At 50.3% G+C, this 16,709-nt stretch carries 18 protein-coding genes and 1 tRNA gene; 14 read left to right on the top strand and 5 right to left on the bottom strand.

The genetic code is table 11. The annotated features are described in order from the left end of the window. The first annotated feature begins 20 nt into the window (after positions 1-20). The 5 genes from GN278_14350 to GN278_14330 are packed head-to-tail and all read left to right on the top strand — an operon-like array spanning position 21 to position 4,153. Positions 21-899: a sulfurtransferase FdhD gene (locus tag GN278_14350; GenBank protein ID XAT61833.1), complete on the top strand. Its 879-nt coding sequence runs from the start codon at positions 21-23 to the stop codon at positions 897-899. Further along, positions 896-1,516: a molybdenum cofactor guanylyltransferase MobA gene (gene mobA / locus GN278_14345; GenBank protein ID XAT61832.1), complete on the top strand. Its 621-nt coding sequence runs from the start codon at positions 896-898 to the stop codon at positions 1,514-1,516. Before GN278_14350 ends, mobA begins: the two co-directional genes overlap by 4 nt. Next, positions 1,513-2,004: a molybdopterin-guanine dinucleotide biosynthesis protein B gene (gene mobB / locus GN278_14340; protein ID XAT61831.1), complete on the top strand. Its 492-nt coding sequence runs from the start codon at positions 1,513-1,515 to the stop codon at positions 2,002-2,004. The genes mobA and mobB overlap by 4 nt, the downstream gene beginning before the upstream one ends. Further along, positions 2,001-2,897 (top strand): hypothetical protein, encoded by an 897-nt coding sequence (locus GN278_14335; protein XAT61830.1) that lies wholly within the window; start codon positions 2,001-2,003, stop codon positions 2,895-2,897. The genes mobB and GN278_14335 overlap by 4 nt, the downstream gene beginning before the upstream one ends. Continuing rightward, a complete protein-coding gene (locus GN278_14330) occupies positions 2,858-4,153 on the top strand; it encodes a molybdopterin molybdenumtransferase MoeA (GenBank protein XAT61829.1) in 1,296 nt (431 codons plus the stop codon). The genes GN278_14335 and GN278_14330 overlap by 40 nt, the downstream gene beginning before the upstream one ends. 25 nt (positions 4,154-4,178) lie before the next feature. On the opposite strand, the gene GN278_14325 is transcribed toward GN278_14330, so the two are convergent. Continuing rightward, positions 4,179-5,186 (bottom strand): hypothetical protein, encoded by a 1,008-nt coding sequence (locus GN278_14325; protein XAT61828.1) that lies wholly within the window; start codon positions 5,184-5,186, stop codon positions 4,179-4,181. Positions 5,187-5,212: 26 nt separating this feature from the next. Continuing rightward, the gene (gene greA / locus GN278_14320) at positions 5,213-5,683 is read right to left on the bottom strand and encodes a transcription elongation factor GreA (protein ID XAT61827.1); all 471 of its coding nucleotides are present in this window, start codon (positions 5,681-5,683) and stop codon (positions 5,213-5,215) included. 241 nt (positions 5,684-5,924) lie between these two features. On the opposite strand from greA, the gene GN278_14315 reads away from it, so the two are divergent. The 3 genes from GN278_14315 to GN278_14305 all read left to right on the top strand — a co-directional run bounded on the left by GN278_14315 (position 5,925) and on the right by GN278_14305 (position 10,258). Beyond that, a complete protein-coding gene (locus GN278_14315; protein XAT61826.1) occupies positions 5,925-7,577 on the top strand; it encodes an FAD-binding protein in 1,653 nt (550 codons plus the stop codon). A 142-nt stretch (positions 7,578-7,719) separates the two neighbouring features. Next, positions 7,720-9,417: a tetratricopeptide repeat protein gene (locus GN278_14310; GenBank protein XAT61825.1), complete on the top strand. Its 1,698-nt coding sequence runs from the start codon at positions 7,720-7,722 to the stop codon at positions 9,415-9,417. Next, complete coding sequence (locus tag GN278_14305) at positions 9,410-10,258, top strand: 4-(cytidine 5'-diphospho)-2-C-methyl-D-erythritol kinase (protein XAT61824.1); 849 nt, start codon at positions 9,410-9,412, stop codon at positions 10,256-10,258. The genes GN278_14310 and GN278_14305 overlap by 8 nt, the downstream gene beginning before the upstream one ends. Here GN278_14305 and GN278_14300 read toward each other — a convergent pair. After that, entirely contained in the window at positions 10,255-11,253 is a 999-nt protein-coding gene (locus GN278_14300) for a polyprenyl synthetase family protein (GenBank protein ID XAT61823.1), read from the bottom strand. The two genes, GN278_14305 and GN278_14300, sit on opposite strands and share 4 nt — an antisense overlap. A 60-nt stretch (positions 11,254-11,313) precedes the next feature. Here GN278_14300 and GN278_14295 point away from each other — a divergent pair, with 60 nt between their 5' ends. From GN278_14295 to GN278_14285, 3 genes are all read left to right on the top strand, one after another. Then, positions 11,314-11,526, top strand: a complete 213-nt coding sequence (locus GN278_14295) for a DUF2007 domain-containing protein (GenBank protein XAT61822.1) — start codon at positions 11,314-11,316, stop codon at positions 11,524-11,526. After that, positions 11,523-12,278: a methyltransferase gene (locus GN278_14290; GenBank protein ID XAT61821.1), complete on the top strand. Its 756-nt coding sequence runs from the start codon at positions 11,523-11,525 to the stop codon at positions 12,276-12,278. Before GN278_14295 ends, GN278_14290 begins: the two co-directional genes overlap by 4 nt. 137 nt (positions 12,279-12,415) lie before the next feature. Continuing rightward, the gene (locus tag GN278_14285; GenBank protein ID XAT61820.1) at positions 12,416-12,580 is read left to right on the top strand and encodes a DUF465 domain-containing protein; all 165 of its coding nucleotides are present in this window, start codon (positions 12,416-12,418) and stop codon (positions 12,578-12,580) included. A 56-nt stretch (positions 12,581-12,636) separates the two neighbouring features. On the opposite strand, the gene GN278_14280 is transcribed toward GN278_14285, so the two are convergent. Continuing rightward, complete coding sequence (locus GN278_14280; GenBank protein ID XAT61819.1) at positions 12,637-13,320, bottom strand: DUF1045 domain-containing protein; 684 nt, start codon at positions 13,318-13,320, stop codon at positions 12,637-12,639. Positions 13,321-13,399: 79 nt separating this feature from the next. Next, on the bottom strand, positions 13,400-14,422 hold the full coding sequence (locus GN278_14275; protein XAT61818.1) for a LacI family DNA-binding transcriptional regulator: 1,023 nt from the start codon (positions 14,420-14,422) through the stop codon (positions 13,400-13,402). A 159-nt stretch (positions 14,423-14,581) separates the two neighbouring features. On the opposite strand from GN278_14275, the gene GN278_14270 reads away from it, so the two are divergent. The 3 genes from GN278_14270 (at position 14,582) to GN278_14260 (ending at position 16,578) form a co-directional block, all read left to right on the top strand. Then, positions 14,582-14,658: transfer RNA gene (locus GN278_14270), tRNA-Arg, on the top strand. A gap of 83 nt (positions 14,659-14,741) precedes the next feature. Next, positions 14,742-15,365, top strand: a complete 624-nt coding sequence (locus GN278_14265; GenBank protein XAT61817.1) for a ribonuclease HII — start codon at positions 14,742-14,744, stop codon at positions 15,363-15,365. 97 nt (positions 15,366-15,462) lie between these two features. Beyond that, positions 15,463-16,578, top strand: a complete 1,116-nt coding sequence (locus GN278_14260) for a site-specific DNA-methyltransferase (protein XAT61816.1) — start codon at positions 15,463-15,465, stop codon at positions 16,576-16,578. Positions 16,579-16,709 lie beyond the last annotated feature (131 nt).

The raw sequence follows: 16,709 nt of genomic DNA, 5'->3' as shown, positions 1-16,709 counted from the left end.
TAGCCTTGGGGCAAATATTGATGACCAAATCGACAACTGACTATCTGATTGCGCCGATGAGTGTTGCACGGAGCTTAACAGCTCAAGTAACGGGTTTAGATCATCAAGGCCAGCACCAGGTGCTGGATGTAGTCGAAGAGCGCCCGTTGACGATTTTCCTCAATTCGCAGGAAATTGTCACAGCCATGACCATTGGGGATTACCCCGAGTACTTAGCGCTTGGATTTTTGCGCAATCAGGGAATGTTACAGCCCGATGATCAGATCACCGATATTGCATTTGATGAAGAGCTTGAAACCATTGTTGTGCGTACGGCGCGAACCACGGATTACGAAGCAAAACTGCAAAAGAAAACCCGCACAAGCGGATGCGCCGTTGGAACCGTGTTTGGTGATATGATGGAAGGCCTTGAAGCGGTAAAACTGCCCCGATCAGATATAAAAACATCTTGGCTCTATGCACTTGCTGCAAAAATTAACCGCACGCCCTCGCTTTATTTAAAAGCCGGTGCCATTCATGGGACTGTTCTGTGCCACCAAGATCAGCCACTGGTTTATATGGAAGATGTAGGGCGTCATAATGCCGTGGATAAAGTCGCGGGATGGATGCTGTCTCAATCGGTAACGGCAAGTGATAAAATACTTTATACCACCGGGCGATTGACATCGGAAATGGTGATCAAAACTGCGCATATGGGGATCCCGATCCTCGCCTCCCGTTCGGGGTTTACCGCGTGGGGGGTCGAGATTGCCAAGCAAGTTGGTCTGACTTTGATCGGGCGGCTACGCGGCAAGCGATTTGTCTGTCTTGCGGGCGAAGAGCGACTGATTTGGGACGCGGATATGGAAAAAATTCCGGATGACCCTAGAGCAGCAATGCGCAAAGGCTTAGAGGAATGAAGCAACCGCTCGGAGTGATACTGGCTGGCGGTCTGGCCCGCCGCATGGGGGGCGGGGATAAAGGCCGGCTGGTACTGCAGGGACAATCCATGATGTCGCGGGTCGTTGAGCGGTTGGCCCCGCAGGTTGCGCAAGTCGGATTGAACGCCAACGGCGATCCTGACCGGTTTGAAGATCTTGGACTGCCCGTCTTTGCCGACAGTGTTGACGGATATGCTGGGCCGCTTGCCGGGGTTCTTGCCGGTTTGGACTGGGCCTGTGCACAGGGCGGCGAATACATCGTTACGGTTGCGGCGGATACGCCTTTTTTCCCCTGTGATCTTGTGCCCCAGCTCATTCTGGCCTCTGAGGGCATGACGGTGCCTTTGGCCCTTGCCGCTACAAAAGAGCCAAATGGCGTGTCTATGCGGCAGCCAACCTTTGGCCTCTGGCCGGTTGCTTTAAGGGAGGACTTGCGCGGGCATTTGCAAAATGGGTTGCGCAAAATTGTGCAGTGGACGGAAATGCACGGCGCAGGGCAGGCTGCGTTTTCATCGACACCTTTTGATCCGTTCTTTAATGTGAACACGCCGCAGGACTTGGAAACGGCAAGTGCATTGCTAAAGGATCGCGCATGAAAATCTACGGCGTTACAGGGTGGAAGAATTCGGGCAAAACGGGCCTTATGGAAAGGTTGGTCAGTGAATTTGTCAAGCGTGGCTTTTCAGTATCCACAATCAAGCACGCCCATCACAGTTTTGATGTGGACCGCAGCGGTAAAGACAGTCATCGCCATAGAATGGCGGGCGCAGGTGAGGTATTACTGGCCTCGCGCAACCGCTTTGCGCTGATGCATGAGCTGCGCGACGAAGCAGAGCCCAGCCTTGAGGTGCTGCTTGCAAAACTTTCGCCTGTTGACCTGGTCTTGATCGAAGGGTTTAAACGCGACCGCCATCCAAAGATAGAAACCTTTCGCGCGGTCACAGGCACGGACCTTATTGCCACAAATGATCCGACCATTCACGCGGTTGCAAGCGATGTTGCAATGACCCTTGATCGGCCTGTTTTTGATCTTGATGATACAGCCGCTATTGCAGATTTCATCCATTCAGAGGTAGCACTGTGAGCATAGATACGATCATCGCTATCGACTGGTCAGCGCGCTCGAAGCCTTCTGCCAAAAAGCCGGTTAAAGACGCGATTTACCTATGTGCACAGCGACGAGGGCAGCCAATCGCGCACCCGCTTTATTTTCGCACGCGGCGCGCAGTGATGCAGCATCTTTACGCGCTATTGGAAACAGAAATGACGGCCGGCAGGAAAACATTTGTAGGTTTTGATTTTTCCCTTGGATATCCGCAAGGCTTTGCCAAAGCGCTGACTGGCATGCCAGAGGCACTGGCTGTTTGGGACTGGTTAAAGGAACGGATTGAAGATGCGCCAGATAATAGCAATAACCGATTTGAGGTGGCCGCCGAGATCAATAAAATCTTTGCTGGCATTGGCCCGTTTTGGGGGGCACCAGCGCAGCTGAAGTTCCCCAGTCTGCCGCATAAAGGCGCGGCGCGCCATTCCCACGGATTACCAGAATACCGGCAAACCGATCTTGCGGCCAAAGCCCATAGCGCGTGGAAGCTGTACACCACTGGTGCAGTGGGATCACAATCTTTGCTGGGCCTGCCCTATCTTTCAGAGCTGCGCAAATGGCTTGGCCAACGCTGTCAGGTCTGGCCGATCGAAGGGTGCAAACTGCTGCCGCGCGCATCCGTTGTGGTGGGTGAAATTTACCCGAGCATTCTGGCTGCAAAAGAAATTATGGAAGATTACATCAAGCGTTGGCCCGATCAGTTATATGATATTCTGGATGCACAGCAGGTCCGCGGTAGTTGTGAACAATTGCAACGTATGTTTCAAACTGACCCTCTCTTCCAAAGCTTGATCCCTGCCGATATACCTGCAAATATTCGAATTGAAGAAGGATGGATTATGGGCAGCTCTTTTGTGCGGGGGCGCCAATGATTACACCGCCGCCCTTGCGTGATGATTGTTTCGCTTTGCCTGCAGGCGTTGATTGGATGCCCGTTAAAACGGCGCTCGCGCTTTTAAAAGAAAAACTGACATGCCGGGTCGCTTCGACCGAGCTTCCGCTTCAGCAGGCGGTTGGGCGGTTTTTATCTAGCGATCTTTATGCGCAGCGTAGTAGTCCGCCGCACGCCAATAGTGCTGTAGATGGATACGGCTTTGATGGGACGCTCAGCGATCAAAGCGCTTCGCTGATTCTGCCACTGATTAAAGGCCGCGCCGCAGCGGGTCAGCCTTATCAAGGGAGCGTTCCAAAAGGGTCGGCGATACAGGTATTAACCGGCGCTGCCCTGCCCAAAGGGGTCGACACAATTGTGCTTCAAGAGGATGTGGCAACTGATGGGAAAGAAGTTGCCTTTCACGGCCCTTTGCGCCAAGGAAAAAATACCCGGTTGATGGGCGAAGATATTCAAGCAGGCCAAGGTGTTTTAAGCCGGGGCCGCAAGGTTACAGTGGCTGATTTAGGGCTTTTGGCCTCTGCCGGTATTGCGGATCTACCAGTGTATGACACATTGAGCGTAGGGGTTTTGTCAACCGGCGATGAATTGATTGAAGCGTCCCAGTCGGCGAAATTTGGTCAAATCTACGATGCCAACCGACCAATGCTTTTGGGGCTTTTGCGCCGTCTAGGCTATGCTGTAATGGATTTAGGCACCGCGCCGGATGATCCCGAAAAGCTGCGCGCGCAACTGAACAGTGCGGCCAGTCGATGTGATGTGATTTTGACCTCAGGAGGCGCTTCAGCAGGCGCAGAAGACCATATGTCGGCTCTGCTAACCAGCACCGGATCAATGGCGCTTTGGCGCGTCGCGGTGAAGCCGGGACGGCCATTGGCTATGGGGCTTTGGCAAGGGGTGCCGGTTTTCGGACTGCCTGGAAACCCAGTTGCGGCATTCGTATGCACGGCCATTTTTGCAGCGCCGGCTTTGCAGCAGATGGCTGGAGGAGACTGGCCAGTCCCGCAAGGTTTTAGCGTGCCAGCTGCATTCCATAAATCCAAAAAGCCGGGCCGAAGTGAATTTTTACGCGCGCGCATAAGAGAGGGCCGTGTAGAGGCCTTTGGTTCTGAAGGATCTGGCCGTATTAGCGGGTTGAGTTGGGCCGAAGGTTTGGTCGAGCTTGGCGAAGAAGCCGCAATAATAAAGCCCGGAGATAAGGTTCGATTTATCCCCTTTAACGCACTAGGTCTTTGAACCAAAGCCTGCAAGCTTGGTCTCTTTAGCTAAAGGTGCCGGCCACCCGCCCCAAAAGCATAAAGGCCCGCGCTGTGCGCGTTTCAGAAAAGGCAGATATTTCTGCATCGCTTGCGGTTGGTTCGAATTTCGAAAAACAAGTGTCAAAAACGCGAAGGAAATGATGCGCAGTATCACGGAAAACAGCGTCTTGTTTCATTCGCCCGTTGCTTAAAGCCAAAGAAGAACGATCTTGTATGCCGCCCAAAGCAGCAATGGATCTGCCTCTATCGCCTTTTGCAAATTGCCGCCAGATATCCGGCCGAGCCATGTCTGGCCGCAGATCATCCATGTAAATGCCATCCTGGCTGAGCAATGTTAAAATATCCTGAGCAGCGCGGATCATTTGTGATGTTAGGTGATCCTTCATGGCGCGGTTCATGACCGCAAAGCCTACCGTATCATCTGGGGTTTCAGGAAAGTTCAAAGCACGGATATAATCTGCGTTTGATAGAGGCGCTGTAAAAACTTCGAGCGGCGTTCCAAGTTCCAATACGGTTTGGTCATTGGGCTCCTCTTGGGAACTTAGATGGCTTTCCGATCTTGATTGTCCTGCCGCACCATCGGTTTGTAAGGCGGGAAATTGGCTGATCAGGCTATGGATTTTACGTTGTTCTTCGGCTATTTCGGCCAGCTTGCGATTTACAGAGGCGTTCAAACTTGTCTGAGAATCTGTTTTGTTTTGTTCAATAAATGAATGGCGCAGGGCCTCTACGACCGTATGCAACCTTTGAGCATCTTGTTGTAGAATTTGAGATTTCTTAACCATTAGGGCACAAATCAAAAGGATTGATGCTGGTAAAATGGCCGCGCCGATAAAAACCAAAGTAACCTCTGGGCTCATAGGTGGATTATTCCAGAATACAAAACCGCTAAAAATAACCCAGATGACCGCCAGACCAATCGTAACCGTAACGATCACGTTTTGGGATTGACGGTTGGCTGGCGCTGATAATCCATCAGACGGCGTCTGCAGGTTTTTATGTTCACTCATTTAATACAATTTATTTAGAACTGATGTCACGCGTAATGAACGCTCAAGATTTCGTAAGATTTTTGCCCACCTGGGGTTTTTACTTCCACGCTGTCGCCTTCTTCTTTGCCAATCAGTGCCCGTGCCAAAGGTGATTTAATATTTAATAAGCCGCGCTCGATACTGGCCTCGTGTTCGCCGACAATCTGCCAGGTTTTTTCTTCGTCGGTGTCTTCATCCACCAGACCAACAGTTGCCCCAAATTTAATCGAACCCGACATTTGCGAGGGATCGATTACCTCTGCGAGCGATAAAACACTTTCAAGCTCTTTGACACGGCCTTCAATGAAGCTATGTTTTTCGCGGGCTGAGTGGTATTCTGCATTTTCTGACAGATCGCCATGCTCGCGCGCTTCGGCAATGGCTTTAATAATTGCGGGTCTCTCGACCGACTTTAGCTGTTTTAGCTCGACCTCAAGCGCAGTGTATCCCGCGCGTGTCATTGGGATTTTTTCCATATCAAGTCCGCTTTGTCATGGGTCGCAAAAACGACGATTTGCTCGGTTATAATGCTTATTTGGACAAAGGCTACCTGAGAATGCAAGTAAAACATGTCAAAGTTTAAAGCGGTTTGCCACCTTCTGCCCAAAACTGAGCCGCAAAAGGCTAAATTACCGCCGCGTTTAGATTGACGTTAGCCTTTACGGCAGGATATTCATGCGCAACAATATTATGTGCACACCCCAATGAGGAAAACAAATGTCTAATACCGAACGGGAAGCAATGGAATATGATGTGGTAATAGTCGGAGCGGGTCCGTCGGGTCTTTCGGCGGCCATACGGCTTAAACAACTCGATTCTGATCTTGATGTTGTGGTGTTGGAAAAAGGGTCCGAGGTGGGCGCGCATATTCTTTCGGGCGCGGTTTTGGACCCCTCTGGCCTCACCCGTTTGATGCCAGATTGGAAAGAACGTGGCGCCCCGCTCACTGTGCCCGTTAAAGAAGACAATTTCTACGTTCTGGGGGAGGGCGGTCAACTTCGGCTTCCAAATTTGGTCATGCCGCCTTTGATGAACAACCACGGCAACTATATTGTTTCAATGGGCAATGTATGCCGCTGGATGGCAGAGCAGGCCGAAGAATTAGGGGTAGAAGTTTTCCCGGGAATGGCCTGTTCGGAATTGGTGTTTGGCGAGAACGGCGAAGTCAAAGGCGTGGTGGCTGGTGAGTTTGGCAAGAACCCCGATGGCACGCCCTCAGATGGATATGAACCCGGCATGGAATTGCACGGCAAATATGTATTTTTATCCGAAGGCGTGCGTGGGTCACTGTCCAAGCAAGTGCTGGAAAAATACGACCTAGCGGCCCAATGTGATGTGCCAAAATTTGGCATTGGCATGAAAGAAATCTGGGAAGTGAAGCCAGAAAACCATAATGAAGGCGAAGTCACCCATACCATGGGCTGGCCTTTGGGGTTCAAAAACTCCGGCGGCTCTTTCGTCTATCATCTGGATAATAATCAGGTTTACGTCGGCTATATCGTCGATTTGAATTATAAAAACCCGCATCTGTTTCCCTACATGGAATTTCAGCGCTTCAAACACCACCCAAAGATTGCTGCACTGCTTGAGGGTGGAAAACGCGTGGCTTATGGCGCCCGCGCGGTGACCAAGGGCGGCTTTCAGTCAATTCCGCAGTCAGCTTTTCCAGGGGGTGCTTTATTGGGGTGTTCTGTTGGACTTGTTAACTTGCCGCGGATCAAAGGTAATCACAATGCAATGCATTCAGGTATTGAGGCGGCTGAGGCAGCGTATAAGGCAATTCAAGCCGGCCGGTCCGGGGATGTACTGGAAGAGTATGATGCTTCGTTGCGCAAAGGACCCGTTGGCAAGGATTTGAAAAAGGTGCGCAATGTAGCGCCACTAAATAGCCGTTTTGGGCCACTTGGTGGGCTTGCGCTCGGCGGATTTGACATGTGGTTTCAAACGATCTTTGGCGTTTCGCTGTTCGGCACGTTAAAGCACGGGAAAACCGATGCAGAGGCCACAGAACCTGCATCTAAGCACTGTGAAATTGATTACCCGAAACCGGATGGAAAGCTGAGCTTTGATCGTTTGACCAATGTGTCATTTTCCATGACAAACCATGAAGAGCAACAGCCGGTGCATTTGCAGCTTTCCGATGCATCTGTGCCTTTGGCGGTCAACCTACCGACCTATGCGGAGCCTGCACAGCGCTATTGTCCGGCGGGCGTCTATGAGGTTGTGTCCGAAGAAGGAAAAGAGGATCGGTTTGTGATCAATTTTCAGAACTGTGTGCATTGCAAAACGTGCGATATCAAAGACCCGAGCCAGAATATTAATTGGGTCACGCCGCAAGGTGGGGATGGACCGAACTATCCCAATATGTGATGGGCGGTGACGTTATTGGCGCCGTTGAGCGTGTTCATGACCAAGAAATAGAACGGTTTTAACACTTGTTAGGCATGCTCGGCATTGCCATGGCCAGTTGTAAGCCCTAGTTAATAGACATAAAATAATTCATGAGACTGGTTTGTTGATCAAAAAATCGCTTTTACTTGCGCTTACGCTTGGACTGTTGGAACCAGCAGCCGCACAAGAAGGTCTTGCGGGGCCATATCTGGCTGCTCGACATGCAAGTTTTGCTCGGGAATTTCAAACAGCTTCTAAGTATTTGGAACAAGTTGTTGGCGAAGACTCTAGCAACATAGATGCAATGGAAACGCTAATTCTGTCGAAAATCGCACTTGGCGTTTTTGAGGATGTCTACCCTATTGCTGATCGGATCGTTGATGATGGCGTTGACAGTCAAGTTGCCCATGTGGCTTTGATCACAAGGGCTGTTCGCGTACAGGACTTTAAAGCGCTTGTTGCGCAACTGGATGCCCAAAAAGGCATTGGTCACCAAGTTGTGGATGGTTTGCTATTGGCGTGGGCCAATGTGGGCGCAGGTGATGCCCAAACCGCTTTTGCAATAATGGACGGGTTAAAAGATCAAGAGCCTTCTCAGGGACTGGTCAGTTACCATAGGGCATTGATGCACCATGTAATGGGGGATTTTGAACTTGCTGAGGCCATTTTTAAAGATATTGGGCAACAGGCAGGTGCCCTATCGCGGCGAGCGGTTATTGTAAGATTGCAATCCTTGATGGCGCAGGGCGAATTTAATCAGGCAGAAGCGGTTCTTGAGAAATATTTTGGAGAAAATTTAGATCCTGAATTGTTGGAATTGCAGGATGACATTAAAGCCAGTCGAATGCCAAACGAACGCCTAATCGGGTCTGTAGCCGATGGCATAGCAGAGGTGTTCTTTGCCATCGCAAAAGCGCTAAGCTCTGAAGCTCAGGATGAATATTCTTTGATGCATGCTCGAGTGGCAGAATTGTTATCATCTGAACATGTTGAAGCTATCTTATTGGCAGCGAATGTGTTGGAAAATATGGGCCAATATGAATTGGCAACGAAAGTCTATCAAGAAATTTCACCTGATAACCCGATTTTTCATCTTGCGGAATTGGGGCGCGCTGAAGCGCTTCGCGACAGTGGAAATGTCGAGGCCGCGATAGAGGCGTTGGAAAACCTGACACGCAGCCATCCATTGATGGTGCGCGCGTACCGCACGCTTGGCAATATTTTGCGATATGATGAGCGATATCAGGAAGCCATCGAGGTTTTCAATGATGCCATCGAACTGACAGACCCCAAAGACCAATCGGCTTGGCGGCTTTTTTATGCCCGTGGGATAGCCTATGAGCGCTTGAACAAATGGCCCAAAGCGGATCGTGACTTTCGTAAAGCACTGCAGCTTAACCCCGACCAACCCTTGGTCTTGAATTATCTGGGGTATTCGCTTGTTGAAAAGAAAATTCAGCTCGACGAGGCTTTGGCGATGATCGAAAAAGCTGTTGATCTTAGGCCGAGCAGCGGTTTCATCGTAGATAGTCTTGGCTGGGTGTTGTTTCGCATGCAGAAGTATAAAGAGGCAGTTCCACATTTAGAGCGGGCTGCCGAGTTAGAGCCCGTCGATCCAATTGTAAACGATCATCTTGGTGATGTTTACTGGGCTGTCGGGCGCAAACGCGAAGCTTATTTCCAATGGCAAAGAGCGTTGTCATTTGATCCGGAAGAAGCTGAAGCCGACCGGATTAGACGTAAGCTTGATGTGGGTTTGGATGTGGTGCTGCAAGAAGAAGGCGCGGATCCACTGACCGTTGCGCAAAGTGATGATTAATGAATTTGCGCCGGCAAAAATTAATTTGTGTTTGCATGTGACAGGACAAAATAAGGATGGCTATCATGCGCTGGACTCCTTGGTGCTTTTTACAAAGTTTGGGGATCGGATTTCCGTGTCCCCTGATGCAGATTGGGGATTAAAGCTCTCGGGGCCTTACGGTCAGAATGTTCCAAAAGGTGCTGAAAACTTGGTCTGGCGTGCGGCTGAAATGACAAACCCAGGTGATGGCGCTTCTATTCAATTGGAAAAAAACCTTCCGCCAGCTGCGGGAATTGGAGGCGGCTCTAGTGATGCGGCTGCAGTTATTCGAGCCCTGTCGCAACTATATCCCAATGCAGAGCGCCTTGAACTGGATCTTATGGATTTGGGCGCAGATGTACCTCTGTGCATGACTACTGAACTGACCCGTATGCGCGGGATTGGTGAAAAGCTCGTTCGCATGGGGGCGCCACCTTCGCTTCCTATTGTGTTGGTAAATCCCGGGGTTTCATTAAACACCGCTGACGTTTTTCAGGCCCTGGAGCAAAAAGAAAACCCGGCACTTCCCGATGATATGCCCAGCCCTAAGGACTTATCCAATTGGCTGAACTGGCTCAATGCGCGGCGCAATGACCTTGAGCGGCCAGCGATCAAATTACGCCCAGTCATTGGGGCGGTTTTAGCGGCTTTAAATGATTTTTCAGGCACTAAATTAGCACGAATGTCCGGGTCTGGAGCGACCTGTTTTGCCATCACCGAAACCGCCGAGCAGTGTGAAACTTTGGCGGCCTTGCTGAAACAGAGCTATCCAGACTGGTGGGTCGTGGCCACTCAAAGCCTTACGCGCAGCGTGGTTTAATTGATCCTATCCACCACATAAAGTGCCAAAGAATGTAGGATGTCACGAATATCATGCTTAGGTAGCAGTGAAATAGACTGCTGTGCACGGTTTGCCCAATATAGTGCATCTTGGCGCGTTTCATCAATCGCACCATGAAGGGAAAGAAGATCAAGAGCGTGTTCTAAATCACCATCCTTTTGTGCGCCCGTTGCAATTGTTCTTGACCAAAATTCACGCTCTTCTGGATTGGCTTTCGAAATGGCTTTGATGAAGGGAAGCGTCAGTTTTCTTTCGCGAAAGTCGTCCCCAATGTTTTTTCCTGTGGCGTTACTATCACCGGTGACATCAAGCAGGTCGTCGACAATTTGAAACGCAATTCCCAATGCATCACCATAGTCATAAAGCGCCTTACAATGCGCTTGCGGCGCGCCCGCAATAACGCCGCCCACTTCTGTGGATGCCGAAAAAAGTGCTGCCGTTTTGCCGCGCACCACTTGCATGTAAATGGCTTCGGTTGTGCTTAAATCACGCGCTGCGGTTAATTGCAGTACTTCGCCTTCTGCAATGGTCGCCGACGCGTTTGACAAAATATCCAGCACCTGCAGGGATCCAGTTTCGACCATCAGCTGAAAAGCGCGTGAAAATAAATAATCGCCCACGAGGATGGATGATTTATTATCCCACAGCAAATTGGCGGTCGGCCGGCCCCGGCGCTGTGTGCTTTCGTCAACTACGTCATCATGCAAAAGTGTTGCTGTGTGGATAAATTCAACGGTTGCAGCCAGATGAATGTCATAGGGGCCTTTGTACCCGCACATCATTGCGCTGGCCAAAGTGAGCATGGGCCGCAAACGTTTGCCTCCGGCGGCAACAAGATGCGCGGTAAGCTCAGGAATTCGGGGCGCATGTTTAGAGGCCATGCGCTTGGAAATAAGAGTGTTTACAGCTGCGAGCTTCGGCGCCAAAAGCGCGGCGAGACTATCATTTGGCTGTGTCATGACTGTGGCTGACATTCTAGGCTCTTTTTTCCGTCTGTCTCGACAATATGGTTCTGCCTGACTATTCTTGGGCTTATGAAAGAGTTGCTGCGCACCAATGATATCACCGTGATCGCCTATGCGCGGGCTGTTCTTGATGACGCAGGTATAGAAAGTTTTGAGCTAGACGTAAATACAAGTGTTCTAGAGGGGTCCTTGGGCATATTGCCGCGCCGTTTAATGGTTATTGATCTTGATTTGCAAGAAGCCGTTGACCTTATGCAAGATCATAAAATTCCCTGCGCATGACTGTTATTTCCTCACACATCACAGAAGACGAATTTCTGGGCGGCAAATTGTTGATTAAACAACCCAGAAATGGCTATCGGGCTGGTGTCGACCCCGTTTTGCTTGCCGCGTCAGTGAATGCCAAACCAATGCAGAGCGTTTTGGAATTGGGATGCGGTGTAGGTGTGGCATCGTTATGCTTGGGCCGCCGCGTGCCCGATTTGCAGCTCACTGGAATAGAAATCCAATCTGATCTGGCTCAGTTGGCGCAGGAAAATGCCGCCCACAACCAGTTAACAATGGATGTGGTGATCGGCGATTTGGCTGTTTTACCTCAGGGTTTGAAAAGCAGCCAATTTGATCATGTGATTGCCAACCCGCCCTATTTTGATCGGTTAAAAACAACCCCCGCGCCCGATCCATCCCGCGAACGGTCCATGGGCGAACAAACCCCGCTTAAAAGCTGGGCCTCGGTTGCGGCAAAACGCGTTAAACCGAAAGGCTATGTTCATTTTATTTTTCGCAGTGAGCGCTTGCCAGAATTGCTGAATGCCCTTCCAAAAGAGCTTGGTAGCCTGCGTATCCTGCCCTTTAGCGCGCGGGTAGGCCGCGCCAGCGAATTATTGATTTTGCGCGCACGCAAATCAGGCCGAGCAGGATTTTGCCTTGAGGCACCGATTGTAATGCACAAAGGCACGGAACACACCACAGATGGCGAAAGTTACACAGATTTAATCAACCAAGTTCTACGGCATGGAGCGCAAATTGAGTGAAGTAATTCTATAATCTGGCGTCTCTCTCTTCAAAAGTAAGCAAGTTTTCACCATTTTCTGTCTATTTTGCATCTGCAGCGTGACAGGTGGGGGAAATTGTGCTGACATGAAGATATTAAAAAAAAAGGAGGTTAAAAATGAGCGTTGTTGCGCATGTTCAAGAACTCAGAAAGAAACATGAAGCGTTATCACAGGCTGTTGAGCAGGCCCAAAAAAATACAGGTGCAGACACATTGCACATCGTCGATTTGAAAAAGCAAAAGCTCCGAATAAAAGAAGAGATCGTCAAACTCTCTTCCTAAATTCGCAAAAGTAACAGGTGCCAGAACACTTATATCAAAGACATGCACGAGCCTGTCTAGTCTAGCAGTTTTGCCCGTTTCAAAATGCAAAAGCGTCCATCTTGTCTTTCCGCGGCAAGAACAAGGTCGTTGATGGTGAATGGATTTGTAAGCAGAGGATTTAGCACCGGTTCAAGCGCGGTGGTAACCTGCTCAGCTTCTGAGCCATCAACGCGCCCCATTAAGGTAATGTGAAATCGAAATTCGTCCATAACATAGGGATATCCCCAAGTTCGCAATAATTCGTCCTGAGCAGCGGTCAAATTCGCTTTGCGGCGGCGCATGAGGTCTTGGGGCGTTGCAGGACTGCGAAATCTGTCAAAAGCAGTCACACAGTCTGCGGCCAGCTGGTTCAGCTGTTTAAGCGGGCTTGATGGCCGTAGCGATAAAAATCCCCCCTTATTGCTAAACTGAAGCTGCCCTGCGCAGGCCGATTTTTGAGTTTTGCAAAACGCCTTGAACGCTGACATAAGCCCGGCCTCAGTTTTTCCCTGTGCAAGACGGAAAGGAGCTTTCAAAGTTGCATGCAGCCCGTATTTCTTTGGGGATTTGGTGAGTATTTCCCGTGGGCGTGGCAAACCTTCTAAGGCAATTCCCTTTGTTTCGGTCCCGGTTTGTGGGTCCCATCCCAACCAATGCGCGCCGAACTCAGCAAAAGCGCCATGAGGCATATAGTAAATTGCATAGCGGGAATACGACATCGCGGTTCCTAAAGGTTTCGCCTAGCTGTAGGTTGGTTAGATGACAGTTTCCTGAAAACCCTGCTCTGTTTTCGACCCGTCAGCTTCTAAGAGTAGCCCCGCGGTTTAGTGTTGGCGCCAATTCAACAATTTTTTGGGTTTCATTAAACGTCCCATCGATACGGGCACAGATTATTTCGGCAGCGCGCCGGCCAATTTCACTGCGGCAAGCATCCATGGTTGCCAATTGCATAGGTAAACCTTCTAGCAGTTCGACGCCATTAAAGCCGGCCAAGCCAATGCTTTTTGGGATATCAATGCCTTTACCCAATAGATGTAAAAGGCCTCCGGCGCCGATCATATCATTTGAATAATATAAAAAATCCAAATCTGGAGAGCGGCTTAAAATTTCAATTGTCATATCCCGGCCCTTGGCCAGCGCTGATCCACCTGAGTAAAATTCTTGATCGCTGATTTCGATGCCAGATTTTGCCAAGGCTTCGGTAAAGCCTTCGAAGCGCTTGCGTGCCCGGTGGTCCAGCGGCATTTTTGTGCCAAGAAATCCAATTTTCCGGTAGCCTGCAGAAATAATCTCCTGCGCCATTTGCCGTCCCGCTCGGCGGTGCGAAATGCCGACCGCGCAATCAACCGGGCTGCCATCCGTATCCATAATCTCAACAATTGGAATGCCAGCCGCTTGCAACATCTTTGAACTGGCATCGGTATGCTCTAGTCCGGCAATAATAACGCCAGAGGGCCGCCATGACAGCATCTGATAGAGCACCTTTTCTTCCTGCTCCGGCAGATAATTGGTAATGCCAACAACAGCCTGTAAATCCGTACTGCCCAGAACCTCGTTTATCCCCATCATCACTTCGGGAAATACCATATTGGACATCGAAGGGATAATAACAGCCACCAGATTAACCCGTTGACTGGCCAGAGCGCCGGCAATTTTATTGGGCACATAGCCTAGCTCTTTGGCGGCAAGCAAAACTTTTTCCCGGGTTGCCTGCGATACATCCCCCCGCCCTCGCAGAACACGGCTCACCGTCATGTCCGAAACCCCTGAGGCTTCTGAAACATCTCGCAGTGTCAAAGTGCGGGGCGGTATTTCGCGCAAAAGAAACGCTCCTTAAAAGGCTTGTTACCCCACGTTATCCCATTGTTCCAAAGAGTTTCAAGATATTGCGTGCAGCGCGCTTAATTTAATGAAAAAGGCAAGGGCGCGATGGGTATTTTCAGATGACAAATCCTAAAATTAGGTCTAGATCAATTCTTAGGTCCCGTGGCTCAACTGGATAGAGCAGCCCCCTCCTAAGGGGCAGGTTACAGGTTCGAATCCTGTCGGGATCGCCATTTGCCTTTTATTCATGTCGTCTGCTCCCAAAACCAAATTTTGCAGCTTGCAACCTAGCCTTTAATGGCGTTTGTTTTGGCCCATGGATGGCCCGGATTTTACGTTTGAAGCAAGTTTAATGGGGCAGGGGTATCCCCTGATCGCCGGGGTGGATGAGGTTGGCCGTGGCCCTTTGGCTGGTCCCGTTACGGCAGCGGCGGTTATTCTTGATCCCTCTAATATCCCGCAGGGGTTAAACGATTCCAAAAAGTTATCCGCCAAACGCCGTGAAAATCTCTATGATTTGATCCTCAAAAGCGCAACAGTTGCTGTCGCGCATGTCTCGGTCGAAGAGATTGACAGGATTAATATTTTACAGGCAAGCCTTTTGGCAATGCGCAACGCGGTCGCCGCGCTTAACCCGCAACCTGCGCATCTTTTGATCGATGGCAATCGGGTGCCTGACCCTATCAACATCCCAGCGCAACCTATCGTAAAAGGTGATGGTAAATCGCTCTCGATTGCGGCGGCGTCCATTGTTGCAAAAACGGTTCGCGACCGGTTAATGGTCGAACTGAGCCTGCAAAATCCGGGATATGGCTGGGAAAAAAATGCCGGCTACCCGTCTAAGCAGCATATTTTGGCACTGCAGCGGTTAGGGGTGACCCCACACCATAGGCGTTCTTTCCGGCCTGTACACAATATCTTGTATCAAGAAAATAAATAACCCTTTGATTCAAAAAAGAAATTGACGCCGAATCATGTTTGACTCATTTTAGGGACAAGTTAAGAGCGCAAAAACGCGCCGTTCCAAGAGGCAGATTATGAAAACAAAGACACTCCCCAAGGAGGCAAAAGCGCTTCCATTAAATACAATCATTAGCGGCGATTGCATCACGGCAATGAATAATTTGCCTAGCGATTCCGTCGACCTTATTTTTGCTGATCCACCGTATAATCTGCAACTAAAGGGCGACTTGCATCGGCCGGATAACAGCCGCGTGGATGCCGTAGATGATGCCTGGGATCAATTTTCATCCTTTGCCGCTTACGACCGTTTTACCAACGAGTGGCTCAAAGCCGCGCGGCGCATTCTTAAGCCTAGCGGAGCTATATGGGTGATCGGCTCTTATCATAATATTTTCCGTGTTGGCTCAGCCTTGCAGAACCATGGGTATTGGATTTTAAACGATGTGGTTTGGCGCAAATCCAATCCAATGCCAAACTTTCGCGGCAAGCGATTTACCAATGCGCATGAAACCATGATCTGGGCTTCGAAATCCGAAGGTGCAAAATATACCTTTAATTATGAAGCGCTTAAAGCATTGAACGAAGGCGTTCAGATGCGCAGCGACTGGGTTTTGCCGATCTGCAACGGGCATGAGCGGATCAAGAATGAAAATGGCGACAAAGCCCATCCGACGCAAAAACCCGAAAGCCTTCTGCACAGGGTTCTTGTGGGTTCAACCAATCCCGGCGACGTGGTGCTTGATCCGTTCTTTGGCACCGGTACCACTGGCGCGGTGGCCAAAATGCTCGGCCGCGACTTTATCGGTATCGAACGTGAGGCGGCCTATCGCAAAGTGGCGCAGAAGCGCATTGAAAACACACGCAAATTTGACCGTGAGGCTTTGCAGGTGAGCGCTAGCAAACGGGCCGAGCCGCGTGTGCCTTTTGGCCAATTGGTCGAGCGCGGTATGCTGCGCCCGGGTGAAGAACTGCTGAGTATGAACGGCCGGCACAAAGCCAAAGTACGCGCGGATGGTACGCTTATCGGGGATGACATCAAAGGCTCAATCCATCAGGTTGGCGCTGCCCTAGAGGGCGCTCCAAGTTGCAACGGCTGGACCTATTGGTGTTTCCGTCGGGACGGAAAAACCGTACCGATTGATCTGCTTCGGCAGCAAATTCGCGCTGAAATGGGCGAGCAGCTCAACTAGTATTACGGCGGGTCGGTATCGCGTCGGTATTGCGGCTGTTTTGCGCAGGTGCAAAATTTCCACCACCGCGCATCAATTTCTAGGAAATATCCGTCTATGCGCTGCCCGCATAGGCCACTCAACCCTCACCA

The organism is Rhodobacteraceae bacterium Araon29 (genome assembly GCA_039640505.1).
In the GTDB taxonomy this organism is placed as follows: domain Bacteria; phylum Pseudomonadota; class Alphaproteobacteria; order Rhodobacterales; family Rhodobacteraceae; genus CABZJG01.
The sequence above is the reverse complement of the archived record's forward strand: the minus strand, read 5'-3'. Positions and strand labels throughout refer to the sequence as shown.